Raw genomic sequence first — 19,129 nt, 5'->3', positions numbered from 1 at the left:
AACAATAACTCTCCAACCGTTTTCATTTCCAGTCCACGCTAATCTGCGATGAACCAAGAAAAAGCGCCCCGCAGGGCGCAATCGATTTTTTGACTATCCAGACTATTTACTCGGATGGATTCTCAAAGGCGCGGTAGATGAGTCCCGCAATGATTGCACCGGCAATAGGCGCAACCCAAAACAGCCATAGCTGACTCAGGGCCCAATCACCGACAAACAGTGCCGGTCCTGTGCTGCGGGCCGGATTCACCGAGGTGTTGGACACAGGGATACTGATAAGGTGGATAAGTGTCAGCCCAAGGCCTATGGCGATGGGAGCAAAACCAGCTGGAGCTCGCTTGTCAGTGGCACCGAGAATGATCAGCAGAAAGAACAGTGTCATGACCAGTTCACAAACCAGCACGGCCGTCAGGCTGTAACCCCCGGGAGAGTGCTCGCCAAAGCCGTTAGAGGCAAAGCCGGCGCTCAGAGAGAATCCGTCCTGACCCGAGGCTATCACATAGAGAATGGCGGCGCCGACAATGGCCCCTGCCACCTGGGAGACGATATAAGGCAGTAGCTCGGCAGCAGGAAAGCGGCCGCCGGCCCAGAGTCCGAAAGAGACTGCCGGGTTGAGGTGGCAACCTGAAATGTGGCCAATGGCAAATGCCATGGTCAGCACGGTTAAACCAAAGGCGAGGGCAACCCCGACAAAGCCGATCCCCAGCTCAGGAAAGGCGGCTGCCAATACGGCGCTGCCGCAACCGCCAAGAACCAACCAGAGGGTGCCGAGAAATTCGGCGAGCATTTTTTGTGTCATCTTCATTGTTGCATCCTGTGCAGTGATGTGTTTCCCACAAATTCGCGGGTATTCAGGATAGCTCCCGAATACCTGCGCAGTATAGCCAGATGAACACTAGTTCAATGTGAGCTGAAGCGCCAATTTGTGTCAGAAAAATCAGCTGCTTGGAGGACGCGAAGGTTAAGGTTAACAGGCTGGAAAATTCGCTGTTGCTCAGGTTGGTTTGGGGTAAACAAGGCTGATGTTTAACGTCAAGGTGCTGTTGTTACAGCACCTTGTATCGAAAGGGTCAGGCAGCGGGGAAGCGGGCACCGAGTACGGCTTCGCGGCTGGCACCTGTTACCGCCGGCAGATTGGCCGGCAACCCCTGATGGTGGCGCAGCGCCAACCAGGCAAACGCTATGCCTTCCACCCATTTGGGATCGATACCCAGCACAGAGGTGGTGGCTATGCTATGGTTGGGCAACTGGGCACCGAGGCGTTTCATCAACGCGCCATTGAGTGCACCGCCGCCACAGACGTAGATTTCGCCATCCGGGCTCAACTTGGCTATGTCCCTGGCAATGCTATGGCAGGTGAGGTCCAGGAGTGTCGATTGAATATCCTCTTCCGGCAGATGGCTGAACAGTGCCAGTTGTTGATCCAACCAGGCGTTGTTGAACAGCTCTCTGCCCGTGCTCTTGGGGTAATCCAGCGAGAAATAGGGGTGTGATAACAGTTGTGCCAGAAATTCCGCCGAGCTGTTGCCGCTTTCGGCCCACTGACCGTCTTCATCGAACGGCAGTTGTCTTATCTGCTGGCTCCAGGCGTCTATCAGGGTGTTTCCCGGGCCGGTATCAAAGCCAAGGATCTCCCGGTTATCGGCGGGCAGGAAAGTGATGTTGGCTATGCCGCCAATATTGAGGATGATGCGGTTGGTGCCAGGGCTTGAAAATATCTGCTGGTGGAATGCCGGCACCAGCGGCGCGCCTTGGCCGCCGAGGGCGATATCCTTGCGGCGAAAATCGGCGATAACATCTATGCCGGTTTCGGCGGCGATAGTGTTGGGATCGCCAATCTGCAAGGTAAAACCCACTTCCAGATTGGGCATATGGCGCACTGTCTGACCATGACTGCCGATGGCACAGACCTGTTCCTTACTCACCCCAGTGTTGGCGAGCAGTTGCTTGACCGCGCTGGCAAACACCTTACCTACTGTGCGGTCCAGCCGTCCCAAACGATTGATTTCATCAGTATCCGGTTGGCAGAGACGTTGCAAGCCCTTGAACAGATGGGTGGGTAACGGCTCTGTATGTTGGCCAAGCAGTTTGGGTTGGCCACTGCTGAAGTCCACCAACACGGCGTCAACGCCGTCCATGCTGGTGCCGGACATCAGCCCAATAAAGTATCCAGAATTCATCTATGCTGTCCCTGTTATTGCATCGCAACCTGAACTTGTTTGTTGCGCAGCAGAGTGGCCATCAATTGGCTACTGAGTTGTTGGAAGGCGACACGTTCGCTCTTGGCAATAGCTTCAGCCTTGGGGAGATCCACAGTACGTGGATTTCTGTGTACACCGTTGACGATAAACTCATAGTGCAGATGTGCGCCTGTTACCCGACCTGTACGGCCTAGGGTACCTATGATCTGTCCCTGTTTGACGCTTTCACCCTGGTTAACCTTACGCTTGTTGAGGTGCAGGTATTTGGTGGTATAGGTTTCGTTGTGTTTGATAAACACATAGTTACCGTTGTATTGATTGTAGCCGGCCTTGACCACCCGGCCGCTGCCGGCGGCTTTGATGGGAGTGCCTATGGCGGCAACATAATCTACCCCGCGATGGGCCTTCACCTGACCGGTAACAGGATGCAGACGGCGGGGGTTGAAGTTGGAACTCACATACTTGAAGTCAACCGGTGAGCGCAGAAACGCCTTGCGCATGCTGCGGCCTTCCTCTGAGTAGTAGTTACCGTCTTTGTATCTTACCGCAGTGTAACGCTCGCCCTGGTTGATAAATTCGGCGGCCAATATGTTGCCGTTACGCAGAAACTCGCCGTCGGCATATTCTTCTTCATACATGAGGGCAAAGCTGTCACCTTCGCGGATATCCAGGGCAAAGTCGACATCCCAGCCGAATATGGTGGCCAGTTGCATTATCTGCGCCGGTGTCAGTCCGGCTTCGACACCGGCATTCCAGAAGTTGCTCTTGATATTGGCACGGGCGAATTTATCCCGGGTCTCAACGGTTTTTACTGCCAGTTCTTCTTCATAACTCTTGCCCTGTTTGCGGACTATCAGGGTGGATACGGCATCGAGGCGGTATCTTAGCTCCTGCAGCTCGCCATCGGCGTTTTTGCCTATGGCGATTTCGTCACCTGGCATTATCTTCAGCAGGTTTTTTTTTGCCAGCGGCAGTTGGGTAATGTCGTGAACTTCTCTGGCGGTAAGCGAGGCGCGGCTGAAGAGTGCCGCCAGGGTGTCGCCGCTTTTAATCTCGAAGTGTTCCAGCTCGGCAACGGCCGGACTGGTTTGTTCCGGAACCTCAAGCGCGGCTTCTGCCTGTTGATTGAGTTTCTCTGTCAGCGCCTCGGCGGCGGCTTCTGAATCCGGATGTTGCCCGCTTTCAACCACTTGCTGGGCCGTAGGTGAGGTGGGGGTACGAAAGGCCAGTGGCACTTGGTAGCGTACCTGGGTTTCCGGGCTGGCGCTGTTTTTCGATGCCTCTGCTTCGTCAGAAGGAAGCAACAGGGTTATCAAGGTAATGGTGGTTAAAATACTGAGCAGGATTTGATGCTTTCTGGGCAGCAGTCTGAAGAGAGTAATAAGCTTTGCCATCGACCCCGATACCAATTTCTTAATTCTTGGGCTTATTGCCTTAGTGTACACACTTTCATTTAGGCTGGCTAACAAGTAACATAAGTCTCTTTGAATTTGAAGAGCCTTGGGAGTTGTTGGCGAGATGGCTGATTTAGCACAAATAATGGCGGAAATTAAACGTGGTACCGACGAGATTTTGCTCGAAGCGGATCTGCTGGAAAAGCTGAAAGAAGGTCGACCACTGAAAATCAAGTTGGGTGCTGACCCGACTGCGCCGGACATTCACCTTGGCCATACCGTAATTCTCAACAAACTCAGACTGTTCCAGGACCTAGGACACGAGGTTATCTTCCTCATCGGTGACTTTACCGGTATGGTCGGCGACCCGAGTGGCAAGAACAGCACTCGCCCGCCACTGACCCGTGAGCAGGTGCTGGCCAACGCCGAGACCTATAAGGAACAGGTGTTCAAGATTCTAGATCCTGCCAAGACCAGGATTGAGTTCAACTCCAGCTGGTTGGAAGATCTCGGCGCTGCCGGCATGATCCGTCTGGCCTCCCGTCAGACAGTGGCCCGCATGATGGAGCGCGACGACTTCAAGAAGCGTTATGCCTCGGGTCAATCAATAGCGATCCACGAATTTATGTACCCATTGCTGCAGGGGTATGACTCAGTGGCGCTGAATGCCGATGTCGAACTGGGCGGTACAGATCAGAAGTTCAACCTGCTGATGGGCCGTGAGTTGCAGAAAGCCGAGGGCATGAAGCCACAGGCGGTGATCATGATGCCACTGCTGGAAGGGCTGGACGGCGTGAAGAAGATGTCCAAGTCTGCCGGCAACTATATAGGTGTCAGCGAAGCTCCGGATGAGATGTTCGGTAAGATAATGTCTATCTCAGATGAGTTGATGTGGCGTTATTTGGAGCTGCTGTCTTTCCGTCCACTGACTGAAATTGAACAGTTCAAGGCCGATGTCGAAGCCGGTGCCAACCCAAGGGATATCAAGATAGCCTTGGCGAAAGAGATTATCGGTCGCTTCCACAGTGAAGAAGCTGCCGAGGCTGCCCATCAAGCCTTTATCAATCGTTTCCAAAAGGGTGCCATGCCGGACGATATTCCCGAGCTGACTCTGGAAGCCGGTGAAGGACTGGCGATTGCCAATCTGTTGAAAGAGGCGGGTCTGGTTGGTTCAACCTCCGATGCCATGCGAATGATCAAACAAGGTGCGGTGAAGATGGATGGTGACAAGCTTGAAGACAGCAAGCTGGTACTGAACGCCGGCACATGCGCGGTATTCCAGGTCGGCAAGCGTAAGTTTGCCAAGGTAACACTGGCCTGAGCCCAAAGTACTTCAATCTAAGCGCTTGTTTTAGCCCTTAAAATATCAAACCCGGCACGGCCGGGTTTTTTCTTGCCTGTATCAGGCTCAGTGTTTGTGAGGCGGGCTGCAGTTGTCGGTACCAAAGTAGACCTTGTTCTGGCAGCGCCAACTGAGCACGGCTTTTTCCACTGACCAGTCGCCGGCATTGTTATCGAGCGCCAGAATAAGCAGCATCTGAGGATGCCCTTCCTGGGTGCTGACATTGTAGGTCAGGGTCTTGCCGTGAGAGTGACTGATGCGAACGAACTTAAAGGCCGAGCCTGAGTATTGGCGGCTGATCCCTTCAGGATTTTGACTCCAGGGAGCCTGCTGATGTTGCGCCTGCAACAGCTTTTTATTGAAACGGTTTACAGGTTGTGCAGCGTAGGAAACCACCAGAGGTGGTTCAAATTTTTCTTCGGCATTGAATGCTGCCTGGGCCTGAGTCATCAAAGGGAAACACAGGGGCAGGGCAGCCAGTACGGATAAGCGACTCATCTTTACCTCTCGGATCAGAGTGAACCCTGATCTCGCTGTTGGCACTCAGAGGGTTGGACAGTAAAAAACAGGCCGGGTTCCCGGCAAGGATTATTGAGCCGAGAGTTGGTCCGCCATGGTCTGATAGTCCATCAGATCCATATGCTCTTTAACCCTGTGATTAAGGGTATCCAGCTTTAGCGTGGTCACTCCGGGAATGGCGATGTCTATGATTTTGCCCGGTTTGCCGAATTGCTCTCCCGGACCCTTGTAGTGATAGTTGCCTATCATCACCACCAGAGAGCCAGAGTTGAACATGTGCTCTATGTTGAATTGATACTCGAGCACGCCGCGGTGGGCCCGCTCCAGAAACTCTATGATGTGCCTGCCACCCGTGTATTTGCGATCTGCGGTTTTGTCGTTGAAGACACTGTCGCGATTGTAAAAGGTTGCCAGCTCATCATAGTCGTGAGTGGTTAGGGCATGGATATAGCGCACGGCCATCTGCTGCTCCGGCGGCATATCGCCGCTGTTGGCCAGCAATGGTGAGCTTAACAATGCCAGGATCAACCCCAAATAACGCACAATCATTCTCTCTTGGTCTTCAAGTCAAACGCAGGTAACGACAGGTGCCAACGTATGGCGGCCAGACGCATTATCAAGGCTGTGATAAAAGCCAGCATCAGCGCCGCCTCGGCGTCGAGTTTCAGCTGTAGGCTGCAGGTGTACACCAAACCGCCCAGAATAGATGCCGTAGCGTAGATTTCGGTACGCAGCACCATGGGGATCCGGCGGCAAAGCAGATCCCGAATAATGCCTCCTCCCACTCCGGTGATCAAGCCCATGACTACGGCTATCATACCGCCGTATTCCATTGTCAGAGCCTTCTGGGCGCCGATAACGGTAAAGAGTGCCAGGCCGACGGCATCGGCTATGGCAAGGCTAGATGGGGGCAAACGCCAGGGCCGGCGTACCAGAATCAAGGTCAATACCACGGTCAGCAGTATCACGTAGAGATAGTTGTGGTCATGAAGCCAGAATACCGGAGCGCCCAGAATCGTGTCTCTGAGGGTGCCGCCGCCGATGGCGGTGACCGCTGCCAGCACCAAAACACCGAATGGATCCATCCTGTGCCGGCCGGCAGCCAGAGCGCCGGAAAGGGCGAATACGGCGGTACCAAACAGATCCAGGCTATAGACCCACAGTGTCATTAGCTCATCTCTTTGAGATGAATGTTGAGGGCATCAACCGAGATACGGATTTCAATCACCGACAGGATCAAGGAATACAGCAGCAACAGCAAACTGGCGCCGAAAATTACCGAGCCTGTGGTATTGAAGCCAAGATAGATAAAAATCATACACAGCACGCACAGGGCGAAGCTGGTGACACCGGCCTCCTGCATGCGGCGGATGATAACGATGCGGCGGCGCAGGTTTTTCAGCTGTTCGGCCGCAACGGGTTTATCACCGCCACTCAGGGTGCGGATCAAGGCGGCCAGCGAGAAAAATCTGTTGGTATAGGCCAGCAGTAGCAGGGAAATAGCCGGAAACAGCAGTGCCGGGGTCGTCAAAGAGATATGCATATTGTCCAGCACGGCAGTTTTCTCAGTGGCAAGCGGGGAATGAAGGCATTATAAGGAGAAAATGAATAATTTAAAGCGTTTGTGAATAACGTAACAAAACCCAAATCAGAGGTAACAATACGACGAAAGCAAACCAGATGGCGAAGGTGCGAAATGTCAGTGAAATCGCCTTGGGAATGGTCTTGTGATCCGGCACTGGGCCCGGGCCCACTTTCTCCACCTGAACCTTGATGCCGGAATACTTTTGTGGTCCGCCAAGCTCTGTCATCAATACATACGCCGCCATAGTTGCCACCTGGAAGTTAAAGCCGATGGGAAAGCGGCTGTGAGGTGTTTGCCAAAGCAGTTTCAGTGCCTGGGGGCCGCCCTGAATCGCCAGGGTAAAACGCCACAGCTGCGCCGGGATATACAGCAGCACCTGATTGACCAGAAACACGGGCCGACCGAAGAAACGGAATTGTGGATCCAGACACCACCAGCTTTGCTCCAGCTGTTTTAACATTCTCACCAACAGCACCATGGGCGCGCCGGCGAGGCAGAAGAAAAACACCACAGTAACAGTGCCGTGAATGGGAGTGGTTACCAGCTTTTCTATGGTAGCCTTGGCGATGCCAGCCTCGGATAGTTCGGCAGTGTCGCGGGCGACCCAGGGGGAGAGCAACTCTCTGGCGGCCGGTTTGTCTCCCCGCCTGAGGGCCTGGTATATCTCTTCGGCTTCCTGAATGAAACAGGCATCGTTGAGACATAGATAGAGGATCAAAAACTCAAAGAACCAGGGGAATGCCGCCAGTTCCAGCAGGAAGGTGATGATTAACCAAAATGGCAGCACCAGCAGCAAAATGGCCAGAGAGCCGGCAATCAGTTGTTGCCTTTCGTCTCTGTCGCCCCGTTTGACCTTGGCGGCCAGTGACTTGGCCAGGTGGCTCAACCAGGCCAGAGGTTGAAAAGCCTGGGGCAGCGGCGCCAATCGCGCCAGCAACAAGGCAAAAAACAGCACCAGAAACCCCTGAATAAGGGACCCGTCTAAGGCCAGCAACTGCTCGTAGAAGGGCAGGCTCATGGGCTCCGGTGCTCCTTAACTAAAGGTGATGCAGCATGCCTATGACCATGAGGGCCGAGTGATGCCCCGCCTTGACCAGATAGGCATCAAAGTCGACCGGAGAGTCGTTGTTGGCATTATCGGACAGAGAGCGGATCACCACAAAGGGCACGCCGAACTGATGACACACCTGAGCAATGGCCGCGCCTTCCATTTCACAGGCGGCCATGGTGGGGAAATGCTTCAGCATGACGGCGGTGCGCTCGGGATCGCAAATAAAGCTGTCACCTGTGCAGATAAGGCCTTCAATGGCTTTGACCTCTCCCAAACCTGCGATAGCCTGTTTGGCCGCCAGCATCAGCTTGTGATCAGGAATAAAGGCTGCCGGTTGCTGCGCCATCTGGCCCATCTCATAGCCAAAGGCGGTGACATCGACATCGTGGTAGCGGACTTCATCGGAAATCACTATGTCACCTATCTGCAGCGCATCGACAAATCCACCGGCCGAGCCGGTATTGATGACCGCATCCGGGGCGAACTTTTCAATCAACAGACTGGTCGCTATGCTGGCGGCAACCTTGCCTATGCCGGAGCGGGTAACTATGACTTCTTTGCCAACCAGAGTGCCGCTGACAAATTCAATGCCGGCAACCTTGCTGTGCAGTGGGTTTTCCAAAGAGGCAATCAGGTGAGCAACTTCCGGCTCCATGGCGCCGATAATACCGATTTTCATGGCTTAACCTTCTTTAAATGTCTTGAGTGAGCCTGAGGGCGGCTTAATATAGCACAAGCCAAGGATGGTGCGAATAAGTCAGCCGGTGACAGCCTGGTCGCTGAAGTCAGGCCGCATGTAATAAACGGCTTTGGCTGCGCTATTCCCGGAGTGTAGAACAGATGAAAAAAAGCGCACCCGGGAGGTGGGTTCCCGGATGCGCTCAAAGTGTTGAGTTGTCAGCTGAGGAAGTTGAGTATCCCAAGCGCCGCATCACGTCCTTCGGCGATGGCGGTGACCACCAGATCTGAACCCCTGACCATGTCACCACCGGCAAACACTTTAGGATTGCTGGTTTGGAACGGATTGGCCGCTTCTTTCTCGGCTTTTACCCGGCCCCATTGATCCAGGGCGATATCAAACTCGGCAAACCAGGGCGCCGGGCTGGGTTGGAAACCGAAGGCTACAATCACGGCGTCGGCGTCCAGCAGCTGGTCGCTGCCCGGGATGGGCTCAGGACGCCGACGACCGCTGGCATCGGCGTTGCCTAGCGCGGTTTCAACAAATTCGACTCCCTTGACCTTGCCATCGTCTGTAGCAATCGCCACCGGCTGGCGATTAAACAGGAACTCGACCCCTTCTTCGCGGGCATTTTGCACCTCACGGCGCGAACCCGGCATATTCTCCTCGTCGCGGCGATAGGCACAGATAACAGATTCGGCGCCTTGGCGCACCGCCGTGCGCACACAGTCCATGGCGGTATCACCGCCGCCGAGTACTACTACCTTCTTGCCCTTGAGGTCGATATAGGGCTGCGCCGGATCGGCTTGCCCCATTAACTCTCGGGTGTTGGCAATCAGGTAGGGCAGGGCCTGAATAACCCCTTCGGCCTCTTCACCGGGCAGGCCCGCCTGCATGGCGTTATAGGTACCCATACCGAGGAACACGGCATCGAAGTTGGCCAGCAACTCGGCAAAGGGAATATCCTGGCCGACTGTGACGCCGAGGCGGAACTCTATCCCCATGCCTTCCATCACGCTGCGGCGGGTAGCCATCACTGACTTGTCGAGCTTAAAGGCGGGAATACCATAGGTCAGCAGGCCGCCTATCTGAGGGTACTTGTCAAAGACCACCGCCTTGACTCCGTTGCGGGCCAGGATATCGGCGCAGCCAAGACCGGCCGGCCCCGCGCCTATGATGGCGACCCGCTCGCTTCTGGGCGTCACCTGGCTCATGTCCGGGCGCCAGCCTTGGGCGATGGCGGTATCCGTGATGTATTTTTCCACATTGCCTATGGTGACGGCGCCGAAATCATCATTCAGGGTACAGGCGCCTTCACATAGCCTGTCCTGCGGGCAGACTCGGCCGCAGACCTCCGGCAGGGTATTGGTTTCATGCACCAGGTCTGCCGCTTCCAGGATACGTCCCTGTTTGGCCAGCTTGAGCCAGTTGGGGATATAGTTGTGCAGCGGGCATTTCCACTCGCAGTAAGGGTTACCACAGTCCAGGCAGCGGTCTGCCTGCTGGTCTACCTGCGCCTGGGCAAAGGGTTGGTAAATCTCAATAAACTCTGTCTTGCGGCGTGAGATAGCCTGCTTGATCGGGTCGATACGACCCACTTCGATAAACTGAAAATCGTTACTCATGCTCGCTTACCCCGCTTTTACGGCCAGTTCCGGGCTCGGTTGTTCCAGTTTGAGCAGATCCGAAACCTGAATATTCTTGGGCTTGACCAGGACAAAACAATCGAGCCAGTTTTCAAACTCACTGAGAATGGCACTGGCGTGTTCACTGCCGGTCTCGGCCACATGCTGCTCTATCAGCCCTTTGAGGTGTTGCTGATGAATCGGCGACTCCAGCTTGAGGGTGTCGACCAGTTCGGTATTGACCCTACGGTTGAAGCGGCCGAATTGGTCGAACACATAGGCGAAACCGCCGGTCATACCGGCGCCAAAGTTGACGCCCGTGGTACCCAGCACCACCACTATGCCGCCTGTCATATATTCACAGCCGTTGTCACCGACCCCTTCAACTACCGCCAGCGCTCCTGAATTTCTGACCGCGAAACGCTCACCAGCCCGTCCCGCCGCAAACAGTTTGCCGCCGGTGGCACCATAGAGGCAGGTATTACCGACAATGGCGCTGCGCTCGGATTGGAAGGCGCTGCCGAGCGGCGGATAGATGGCGATTTTGCCGCCGGACATACCTTTACCCACATAGTCGTTGGCGTCGCCGCACAGTGACAGCTCGAGTCCAGGGCTGTTCCAGACCCCGAAACTCTGACCGGCGCTGCCGTTGAAGCTGAGCCTTATCGGCTTGGGACAGCCTTTTACGCCCCAGGTTGCCGCGATATGGCCCGAAAGCGCGGCGCCTACCGAGCGGTCGGTATTATTGATGGGGAAGCAGACATCGAAACCTTCGCCCTTGGTGACGTGCTCGGCGCACTTGGCCAGCAGTTCCTGGTTCAGGCTGCCGGGATCTGCCGGCGTATTGGTCTCTTTCCAGGTCAGACTGGTGCTTGGCAATACTTCGGGTTTGAACAGGATAGGGTTCAGATCCAGTCCCTGCTGCTTGGCGGTCTGGCCTTCGATGGCCTGCAGCCAATCGCTGCGTCCTACCAATTGTTCAAACTCACTGACCCCCAGCTTGGCCATCCATTCACGCACCTCTTCGGCGACAAACTCAAAGTAAGTCATCACTCGCTCGGGCAAGCCATGATAGTGCTTGTCTCTCAAGGTCTTGTCCTGAGTGGCGACCCCGGTGGCACAGTTGTTGAGGTGGCAGATACGCAGGTATTTGCAACCGAGCGCTATCATGGGCACAGTGCCAAAGCCGAAGCTCTCGGCACCCAGTAAGGCCGCCTTGATAACATCTGTGCCAGTCTTGAGACCACCATCCACCTGCAGGCGTATTTTATGTCGCAGACCATTGGCCACCAGAGACTGGTGAACTTCGGCAAGGCCAAGCTCCCAAGGGCTGCCGGCATACTTGACCGAAGTCAGCGGGCTGGCGCCTGTGCCGCCATCGTAGCCGGAAACAGTAATCATATCGGCATAGGCCTTGGCGACCCCTGTGGCTATGGTGCCAACGCCCGGCTCAGAGACCAGCTTGACCGAGATAAGCGCCTTGGGGTTTATCTGCTTGAGGTCGAAGATCAGCTGCGCCAAATCCTCGATAGAGTAGATATCGTGGTGCGGCGGCGGTGAAATCAGCGTCACGCCCGGGCGGGCATGCCTGAGGCCGGCGATTTCAACACTGACCTTATGACCGGGCAGCTGACCGCCTTCACCGGGCTTGGCACCCTGGGCGACCTTGATCTGCAACACTTCGGCGTTAATCAGATAATGGGCGGTTACCCCAAAGCGGCCAGAGGCTATCTGCTTGATGGCCGAATTGCGCTCGCTGTTGAATCGGCGGGCATCTTCGCCGCCTTCGCCCGAGTTTGAGCGACCGCCGAGACGGTTCATGGCGATGGCCAGCGCTTCGTGAGCTTCCGGGCTCAGGGCGCCGATACTCATGGCGGCGCTGTCGAATCTGGGGAAGAGTGTCTTGGCCCCTTCCACATCCTTGAGCGCTATGCTCTCGCGCTGCTGTTTGATGCTCAGCAGATCCCTCAAGGTGGCGACAGGCCTTTGGTCTACCAACTCGGCAAACCGTTTATAGAGCGGGTAATCCACCTCTTTCAGAGCTTGTTGCAGGGTGTTTACCACATCCGGGTTGAAGCAGTGGTACTCGCCGCCCTCAACGTACTTGAGCAAACCGCCCTGCGGCAGCGGCACATGGGGGCGGAAGGCCGCCTGACTCAGCAGTTGCTGATCGGCTTCTATGCCATCGAAACCCACACCCTGAATACGGCTGACCACGCCGTTGAAGCATTGTTTAATTACCTCGTCGGCCAGGCCTATGGCCTCAAACTGCTGGCTGCAGCGATAGGAGGCGACTGTGCTGATCCCCATCTTGGACATGATCTTGCGCAGCCCCTTCTCAATGCCGTAGCGGAAGTTGAGCATCAGATTGACGATATCCTCGGCCTGATGGCGCTTGGCGAGTTCGGCAATGGACTCGTACACCAGATAGGGGTAGATGGCCGTAGCGCCAAAGCCCAGCAGTACCGCGAAATGGTGCGGATCCCGGGCCGAGGCTGTTTCCACTATGATGTTGGTGTCACAGCGCAGGCTCTTGTTCACCAGCATCTGCTGCACTGAACCTACCGCCATGGCGGCCGGAATGACCAGGGTGTCTTTGCTGACGGCGCGATCCGAGAGCACTATCAGGGTGGTGCCGGTGCGTGCCAGGCGCTCGGCTTCATCCGTGATCCGTTTGATTGCCTGACTCAGGCCTTCGGAGGCCGGATAGTTAAGGTCAACCTTGTTGGCACGGTAATAAGTGCTGTCCAGACTCAGCAGTTGGTTGAAGTCACTGAACAGCAAGATAGGCGAATTAAACATCACCCGATAGGCGTGTCCCGTGGTTTCGTTAAATAGGTTCTGCTCGCGGCCGATACAGGTGGCCAGCGACATCACATGTTTCTCCCGTAGCGGATCGATTGGCGGGTTGGTGACCTGGGCAAACTTTTGCCGGAAATAGTCATACAGCGAGCGCTGTTTCTTCGACAGCACTGCCATCGGGGTGTCGTCGCCCATGGAGCCGGTGGCTTCTTCGCCTTTGCTGGCCAGTACCCAGATCACTTGCTCAAGCTCTTCTCGGCTGTAGCCGAACAGCTTCTGGTACTGCAGCAAAGTGCCCTGGTTGAATTCACTGACGCCCTGATCCTGCGGCGACAGTTGCTCAGCCGGCACCAGAGTCTGACTATTCTTTGCCATCCACTCCTTATAGGGGTGACGACGTTTGAGGTCGTTATCGATTTCGAATGACTGATAAAGACGGCCGCTGAGGGTGTCGAGCACCAAAAGTTCACCCGGGCCGACCCGGCCTTTTTCAATCACTTCATCCGGGCCATAGTCCCAGATACCCACTTCCGAGGCCAGAGTGAGAATTCTGTCTTTGGTGATCACATAGCGTGATGGCCGCAGCCCGTTGCGATCAACCGCGCAGGCGGCGTGGCGACCGTTGGTCATGACTATCCCGGCCGGGCCATCCCAAGGCTCCATATGCATGGAGTTAAAGTCATAGAAGGCCTTGAGCTCTTCATCCATCTCGGGGTTACTCTGCCATGCAGGCGGGATAAGCAAACGCATGGCGCGGTACAGGTCCATGCCGCCGGCCAGCAGCATCTCCAGCATATTGTCCAGTGACGACGAATCTGAGCCGGTTTCATTGACAAACGGGGCGGCCTGCTGCAAGTCAGGCAGCAGCGGTGAGTTGAACTTGTAAGCCCGCGCCCGAGCCCATTGGCGGTTACCCGTGATGGTATTGATCTCGCCATTGTGGGCCAGAAAACGGAACGGCTGTGCCAGTGGCCACTTGGGTGAGGTGTTGGTCGAGAAGCGCTGGTGGAACAGGCAGATAGAGCTTTGCAGCCTAATATCGGCCAGATCCGGATAAAAGGCCGGCAGATCGGCCGGCATCATCAAGCCTTTGTAGACAATGACCTGGCCGGAAAGGCTGGCTACATAGAAGTCTTTATCCTGGGTCAATTGCTGCTCGAGGCGGCGCCGAGCCATATAGAGGCGCCGCTCCAGATCTTTTTCACGCCAGCCAATGGGAGCATTGATGAGCACTTGCCAAATTTGCGGCAAACTGGACTTGCCTATCTCGCCGAGCACTTCCGGGTTAACCGGAACCGGACGCCAGCCGGCAATACTCAGGGTCTCTTTCTCCAGTTCCCGCTCAAGCAATATTCTGGCTTCGGCTGCCAGGGTTTCGTCCTGGTTTAAAAACAGCATGCCAACGGCGAACTTACGGCTGAGATGCCAGCCCTGCTCGGCCGCAATGGCCTCAAAGAATCCTGTGGGCATTTGCATCAGCAAACCGCAACCGTCGCCAGTGCGTCCGTCAGCTGCAATACCACCACGATGTTTCATGCGGTCGAGGCCATGGATTGCCGTGCGAACAATGCGATGGCTGGCTTCGCCATCCATCTGGGCTATCAATCCAAAACCACAGTTATCCCGCTCGAAACTGGGATGATACAAGCTCATACAAAACCTCCCTTAACATCACTATTACTACTCGGGAGAGAGTACCAAACTCTATAGATATGCACCCGAACCATCCAAATTATCCTGAGACTTGCTAAAGGTCAAACCTAAATATTGCATATATTTGATGATATTTGGGGTGTTTCATACAGAATCTTTAATTACATTACGTTAACGTAAACTGAAAATTGAGCTGTATAACACTATGAATGAAAAGAAAATCTACTTTGGGGTGATTTGATGTTCACTTAATTTTAACAAATAGCCTCGAATTATCCTTGCAGAAGAAAAACTGATTTCCAGCCTGATTGTCTCTTGCGTTAAAAAATTGCCTGGAGTGACTAAATATTCACAAAAGTGTGAGCTGGATCGGGTTGTATCCAATCGAATTGGTCATCGATCACCAGCAAAAGCAGCAGTCATTTGTGACATAAATTGACCTGGAGCAGAGCGGCCCTGAACAGGAGTCGTTAGACTGGCGACTTTTTTGAGAGAAGCAAATGGGACTGGACGACTTTGTCACTACCTTTGGTCAATACTGCCGGCAACAATTTGGTCAACGGTTACAAAAGCTGACTCTGGATGCGCGTTTTACCTGTCCCAATCGCGACGGAACTCTGGGGCGCGGTGGTTGCACTTTCTGTAATGTCGCATCCTTCAGTCATGAACATGGAACCGACTTGTCGATTGCGGCTCAGCTCGAGGCCGGCAAACAGAAGATGCAGGCAAAGGCTTCGCGGTTTTTGGCTTACTTCCAGGCTTATACCAGTACCTATGAAGAGTATGCCGAGCTCAAGCGTAAATACGATGAGGCGCTGCAGAGCGAGCAGGTAGTGGGTTTGTGTGTCGGTACCCGCCCGGATTGCGTACCGGATAGAGTGCTTGATCTGCTGGCGCAATATCAACAAAACGGCAGTGAAGTCTGGTTGGAGCTGGGTTTACAGAGTGCTCACGATGCCACGCTCAAACGGATTAACCGTGGCCATGACTTTGCCGTCTATCAGGACGCCGTCTTACGAGCCCGTAGTCGCGGACTCAAGGTGTGTACTCATCTGATCCTCGGACTCCCGGGAGAAGGTATGACGGAGCATCTACAAACTCTGGATGCGGTTTTGGACTCTGGAGTGGATGGTCTTAAACTGCACCCCCTGCATATAGTGGCCGGCAGTACCATGGCCAAGGCCTGGGAAGCGGGCAGGTTGCAGCCGCCGACACTGGAGGAGTATGTTATCAGTGCGGCGCAGTTGATCCGTCATACGCCAAAAGAGATAGTGTTTCATCGGGTGACCGCCTATGCCAGTCGTCCCGTGTTGCTGGCGCCGGATTGGTGCGCTCAGCGCTGGATAGGTTTGGTAGCACTGGTGGATGAGTTGGCGGCCAAGGGCGGGCAGGGCTCTGGGTTAATCAATTTAAATCAATAGCCTATAAACTTTTGTATGAGTTGTTCTCGCTTTTTGTATCACTAATGTTAAATGCAAGAAAGTTTTGACCCGTTTGACGCCTATAAGTTGCACCTGCAATTTTAGCGGGTATGATGTGGTAAATCTGACACATTCGAGGAGCGCCTTCATGGCCACAACTGAACTGGATACTATCTTAGATCTCAATACCCTGGAGCAGTACTGTAGTGCTATAGGTGCCGGCACCTTACTCAAGAGTGTGGTGTTATTTGAACAGTTGCTGCCAGAGTATGTCGCGAACCTGCAAAAGGCCGAGGCGGCCGGAGACAAGGATACCCTGTGTGCCGAGGCTCACAAGTTCAAAGGTGCTGCCGGCTCTGTAGGATTGAAACGGATCCAACAGACAGCACAGCAACTGCAACACGGTGAAGAAGCAGAATGGGAAGCCGGGCACAAAGAGTGGCTGACAATCATTGTTGAACATGCCGGTGAAGATCTGCAGCAACTTAAGTCTTTCCTCGAAGCCAAAGCATAAATTCCGGCCTTGGGTGCCGGAGAGAAGCTCCGGCGCTGCCAAGGTACTCAGAAACTCCCGCCACTACCCCTTTTCTATTACCTGAACCTTAGCCGTCAAGGCTTGGGTTTTCTGCTATTTCCGCTTCAGTGATAGATTTCTTACCTGGATGATTTATCGCCTCGGTCACACTCCTGATTTGATACTGCTGCTCGGCAGACTTTTTGTGTTAGATTAGATAGAACTTTCTAATGCATTACTCAATTGGTAATCGACAAAATGAAACACTTACCCAGTTTGAAAAACCTCTATTATCTGGTGAATCTGCATCAGGAGCAGAACTTCAACCGGGCGGCCAAGGTGTGCCATGTGAGCCAATCGACACTCTCCAGCGGGATCCAGAATCTGGAAGAGCAGTTGGGCTATCAGCTGATCGAGCGGGACCACAAGTCCTTTATGTTTACCGCTATTGGTGAAGAAGTGGTGCAGCGTTCGCTGAAGATTCTGACCGATGTCGACGATCTGGTGGAGCTGGTGAAGAACCAAGGCGCCCCCATGACAGGGGAGATTAGGCTTGGCTGTATTCCCACCATTGCCCCGTTCCTGCTGAGCCGTGTAGTTAAGCAGTGCCAGAAGTCTTATCCGGATCTGAGTCTGCTGCTCAAAGAGGACACCACAGAGCGTTTGTTGACTGCCTTGGGTAAGGGCGAGTTGGATCTGTTGTTGTTGGCTCTGCCGGCCGATACTTCCGGCTATCACAGCATGAAGGTGGGTATTGACCCTTTCAAGATGGTGGTGCACAAGGACTTGTCTGCCGATATTCATGAACCGGTGGACTATCAGGCGCTGCCGGATGAGAGTATTTTTCTGTTGCAGAGTGAGCACTGCATTACCGGTCATGCCATCAGTGCCTGCCAGCTGGGTGACAGCGCCAAGGTCAATCCTTTTGCCGCCACCAGTTTGCATACCTTGGTACAGATGGTGAACAGTAAACTGGGCACGACTTTCCTGCCGCAGATGGCGATAGATGCAGGGATATTGAAAGACACGGATCTTGCGGTGATGAGCCCTCCAGGGGAGGCACCATTTCGTGAGATAGGCTTGGTGTGGCGTCAGACAACCAGCCGGATCCTGACCTTCAGAACTTTGGGGTTGGAGATCCAGCAGCTGCTGCAGCAGCAGGTTTAGGCTTGGATTCAATCCATATCAATAAAAAACGGCCCTTTGATGGGCCGTTTTTTATGACTGATTACCTTGTTTGGGCTTAACCCCGAAAACTTCAATGGAGTGTTGTTTTCCCTTGAGCTTGACCGGTCCCAGATTGGTGAGCTGATACTCACTGTCGTCGTTTTCCAGCCTCGCTACCAGCGCGCCGGAGAGCAGCATCCTTTGTCCTAAGGGATTACACTGATCCTGCAGTCTCGCCAAGGTGTTGAGCACGTCGCTGAAGAAACTGATCTCCTGTTTTTGCACCCCAACCACGGCTGCAACCACTTGGCCGCAATGAGCTGCCGCCTTGAATTTGGGGACAAAGCCGTAATGTTCTTCAAAATAGCGTCGCTGCCAATTGAGCTGCTGGCTGAATTCAAAGTAGATGTTCATGCATCTGTCGTTGATGATGCCGTCTTCCAATGGCCAGTGAATGAGCACGGCATCACCCATGTAACGATAGATCTCGGCATCATTGTTGGTGACTGTGTCGGAAAGTAAGCTGAAGCTGTCCTGGATCAGTCGACTGAAGCGGTAATCCCCCAGAGATTCGGCATGGGTGGTGGAAGCCACCATATCGAGATAGAGAAACAGTCGCTGCTCGTATCTGGGCTTATGATACTTACCCAGACCTATATTCAGCAGGATCCTGGGCCCCACCAGCAGGGCCATCTGTTCGATAAAGGCGAGCCCGACCCGTACGACCACCAGATAGATGATTAGCGCCTGGAATGAGGGGCTATAGAGGATATGCACTGTCAGCATCTGTCTCAAGGTCGCCATATGGTTCTCTATGGCCCACATATTGAGGTACTGGGTCATATAAGCCAAAGTAGTGGCGCCCAAGAGCAGAAACAGCCCTTTGAAGATGACGGAGAAGACGTAGGGTAGGCGATTGATGGCACTGAAATCGGCTATCAGGTTCGACATCCAATGCAGACTGCCGAAAATCACTCCCATGTAGGCGGCCAGGGTCGCGAGATCCGCCGAGCCGACAGCCCACTGAGGTAGCTCAGTGGTTTGGGCATAGCGAAAAAATACAAAAGCTGCCATGGCTCCCGTCCATGCCATAATGGCAAACAGAAGCTTTTTGGCCTGGCGACGCGCTCTCACGAGGTGAAATCTATCCTAAATTTAAGGGGCCTTCTCAGGATG

16 protein-coding genes are annotated in these 19,129 nt (G+C 54.3%); 4 read left to right on the top strand and 12 right to left on the bottom strand.

Going from position 1 to position 19,129, the window contains the following annotated elements; genetic code table 11:
• Positions 1 to 106: 106 nt before the first annotated feature.
• The 3 genes from aqpZ to ON072_RS09780 all read right to left on the bottom strand — a co-directional run bounded on the left by aqpZ (position 107) and on the right by ON072_RS09780 (position 3,595).
• Complete coding sequence (gene aqpZ, locus ON072_RS09790; protein ID WP_028779766.1) at positions 107 to 805, bottom strand: aquaporin Z; 699 nt, start codon at positions 803 to 805, stop codon at positions 107 to 109.
• A gap of 265 nt (positions 806 to 1,070) precedes the next feature.
• A complete protein-coding gene (locus ON072_RS09785) occupies positions 1,071 to 2,180 on the bottom strand; it encodes an anhydro-N-acetylmuramic acid kinase (protein ID WP_025010529.1) in 1,110 nt (369 codons plus the stop codon).
• Positions 2,181 to 2,194: 14 nt separating this feature from the next.
• Positions 2,195 to 3,595: a peptidoglycan DD-metalloendopeptidase family protein gene (locus ON072_RS09780; RefSeq protein ID WP_101059497.1), complete on the bottom strand. Its 1,401-nt coding sequence runs from the start codon at positions 3,593 to 3,595 to the stop codon at positions 2,195 to 2,197.
• A 124-nt stretch (positions 3,596 to 3,719) separates the two neighbouring features.
• Here ON072_RS09780 and tyrS point away from each other — a divergent pair, with 124 nt between their 5' ends.
• Entirely contained in the window at positions 3,720 to 4,916 is a 1,197-nt protein-coding gene (gene tyrS / locus ON072_RS09775) for a tyrosine--tRNA ligase (RefSeq protein WP_025010531.1), read from the top strand.
• 87 nt (positions 4,917 to 5,003) lie between these two features.
• On the opposite strand, the gene ON072_RS09770 is transcribed toward tyrS, so the two are convergent.
• From ON072_RS09770 to gltB, 8 genes are all read right to left on the bottom strand, one after another.
• Positions 5,004 to 5,435, bottom strand: a complete 432-nt coding sequence (locus tag ON072_RS09770) for a hypothetical protein (protein ID WP_071238284.1) — start codon at positions 5,433 to 5,435, stop codon at positions 5,004 to 5,006.
• Between the two features lie 90 nt (positions 5,436 to 5,525).
• Positions 5,526 to 5,999, bottom strand: coding sequence for a nuclear transport factor 2 family protein (locus tag ON072_RS09765; RefSeq protein ID WP_025010533.1), 474 nt, complete (start codon positions 5,997 to 5,999; stop codon positions 5,526 to 5,528).
• A 2-nt stretch (positions 6,000 to 6,001) separates the two neighbouring features.
• On the bottom strand, positions 6,002 to 6,625 hold the full coding sequence (locus ON072_RS09760) for a trimeric intracellular cation channel family protein (protein ID WP_071238283.1): 624 nt from the start codon (positions 6,623 to 6,625) through the stop codon (positions 6,002 to 6,004).
• A complete protein-coding gene (locus ON072_RS09755) occupies positions 6,625 to 6,999 on the bottom strand; it encodes a DUF2721 domain-containing protein (RefSeq protein ID WP_025010535.1) in 375 nt (124 codons plus the stop codon). Before ON072_RS09755 ends, ON072_RS09760 begins: the two co-directional genes overlap by 1 nt.
• A gap of 70 nt (positions 7,000 to 7,069) precedes the next feature.
• On the bottom strand, positions 7,070 to 8,059 hold the full coding sequence (locus tag ON072_RS09750) for a cobalamin biosynthesis protein CobD/CbiB (RefSeq protein ID WP_274626037.1): 990 nt from the start codon (positions 8,057 to 8,059) through the stop codon (positions 7,070 to 7,072).
• 19 nt (positions 8,060 to 8,078) lie between these two features.
• Complete coding sequence (locus tag ON072_RS09745) at positions 8,079 to 8,771, bottom strand: 5'-methylthioadenosine/adenosylhomocysteine nucleosidase (RefSeq protein WP_144134869.1); 693 nt, start codon at positions 8,769 to 8,771, stop codon at positions 8,079 to 8,081.
• Positions 8,772 to 8,989: 218 nt separating this feature from the next.
• A complete protein-coding gene (locus ON072_RS09740) occupies positions 8,990 to 10,396 on the bottom strand; it encodes an FAD-dependent oxidoreductase (RefSeq protein WP_101059495.1) in 1,407 nt (468 codons plus the stop codon).
• Positions 10,397 to 10,402: 6 nt separating this feature from the next.
• Positions 10,403 to 14,851 carry a glutamate synthase large subunit gene (gene gltB / locus ON072_RS09735; protein WP_208136007.1) on the bottom strand — a complete coding sequence of 1,483 codons (4,449 nt, stop codon included), beginning with the start codon at positions 14,849 to 14,851 and terminating at the stop codon, positions 10,403 to 10,405.
• 500 nt (positions 14,852 to 15,351) lie between these two features.
• On the opposite strand from gltB, the gene ON072_RS09730 reads away from it, so the two are divergent.
• The 3 genes from ON072_RS09730 (at position 15,352) to oxyR (ending at position 17,953) form a co-directional block, all read left to right on the top strand.
• Positions 15,352 to 16,272, top strand: coding sequence for a TIGR01212 family radical SAM protein (locus ON072_RS09730; RefSeq protein WP_025887834.1), 921 nt, complete (start codon positions 15,352 to 15,354; stop codon positions 16,270 to 16,272).
• 148 nt (positions 16,273 to 16,420) lie between these two features.
• Positions 16,421 to 16,786 (top strand): Hpt domain-containing protein, encoded by a 366-nt coding sequence (locus tag ON072_RS09725; protein ID WP_025010539.1) that lies wholly within the window; start codon positions 16,421 to 16,423, stop codon positions 16,784 to 16,786.
• A 258-nt stretch (positions 16,787 to 17,044) separates the two neighbouring features.
• A complete protein-coding gene (gene oxyR, locus ON072_RS09720; RefSeq protein WP_028779775.1) occupies positions 17,045 to 17,953 on the top strand; it encodes a hydrogen peroxide-inducible genes transcriptional activator OxyR in 909 nt (302 codons plus the stop codon).
• Between the two features lie 51 nt (positions 17,954 to 18,004).
• Here the strand turns inward: oxyR and ON072_RS09715 are convergent, their stop codons facing one another.
• A complete protein-coding gene (locus ON072_RS09715) occupies positions 18,005 to 19,087 on the bottom strand; it encodes an adenylate/guanylate cyclase domain-containing protein (protein ID WP_025010540.1) in 1,083 nt (360 codons plus the stop codon).
• Positions 19,088 to 19,129 lie beyond the last annotated feature (42 nt).

This window comes from Shewanella sp. K8, assembly GCF_028823715.1.
GTDB classification, from domain to species: domain Bacteria; phylum Pseudomonadota; class Gammaproteobacteria; order Enterobacterales; family Shewanellaceae; genus Shewanella; species Shewanella algae.
Note: the sequence above shows the minus strand (reverse complement) of the source record. Positions and strands in the feature narration are given on the sequence as shown.

Bases quoted from the DNA above. Each gene is read 5' to 3' on its own strand.
- aqpZ (WP_028779766.1), bottom strand. From the start codon at position 805: ATGAAGATGACACAAAAAATGCTCGCCGAATTTCTCGGCACCCTCTGG.
- ON072_RS09785 (WP_025010529.1), bottom strand. From the start codon at position 2,180: ATGAATTCTGGATACTTTATTGGGCTGATGTCCGGCACCAGCATGGAC.
- ON072_RS09780 (WP_101059497.1), bottom strand. From the start codon at position 3,595: ATGGCAAAGCTTATTACTCTCTTCAGACTGCTGCCCAGAAAGCATCAA.
- tyrS (WP_025010531.1), top strand. From the start codon at position 3,720: ATGGCTGATTTAGCACAAATAATGGCGGAAATTAAACGTGGTACCGAC.
- ON072_RS09770 (WP_071238284.1), bottom strand. From the start codon at position 5,435: ATGAGTCGCTTATCCGTACTGGCTGCCCTGCCCCTGTGTTTCCCTTTG.
- ON072_RS09760 (WP_071238283.1), bottom strand. From the start codon at position 6,625: ATGACACTGTGGGTCTATAGCCTGGATCTGTTTGGTACCGCCGTATTC.
- ON072_RS09755 (WP_025010535.1), bottom strand. From the start codon at position 6,999: ATGCATATCTCTTTGACGACCCCGGCACTGCTGTTTCCGGCTATTTCC.
- ON072_RS09750 (WP_274626037.1), bottom strand. From the start codon at position 8,059: ATGAGCCTGCCCTTCTACGAGCAGTTGCTGGCCTTAGACGGGTCCCTT.
- ON072_RS09745 (WP_144134869.1), bottom strand. From the start codon at position 8,771: ATGAAAATCGGTATTATCGGCGCCATGGAGCCGGAAGTTGCTCACCTG.
- ON072_RS09740 (WP_101059495.1), bottom strand. From the start codon at position 10,396: ATGAGTAACGATTTTCAGTTTATCGAAGTGGGTCGTATCGACCCGATC.
- gltB (WP_208136007.1), bottom strand. From the start codon at position 14,851: ATGAGCTTGTATCATCCCAGTTTCGAGCGGGATAACTGTGGTTTTGGA.
- ON072_RS09730 (WP_025887834.1), top strand. From the start codon at position 15,352: ATGGGACTGGACGACTTTGTCACTACCTTTGGTCAATACTGCCGGCAA.
- ON072_RS09725 (WP_025010539.1), top strand. From the start codon at position 16,421: ATGGCCACAACTGAACTGGATACTATCTTAGATCTCAATACCCTGGAG.
- oxyR (WP_028779775.1), top strand. From the start codon at position 17,045: ATGAAACACTTACCCAGTTTGAAAAACCTCTATTATCTGGTGAATCTG.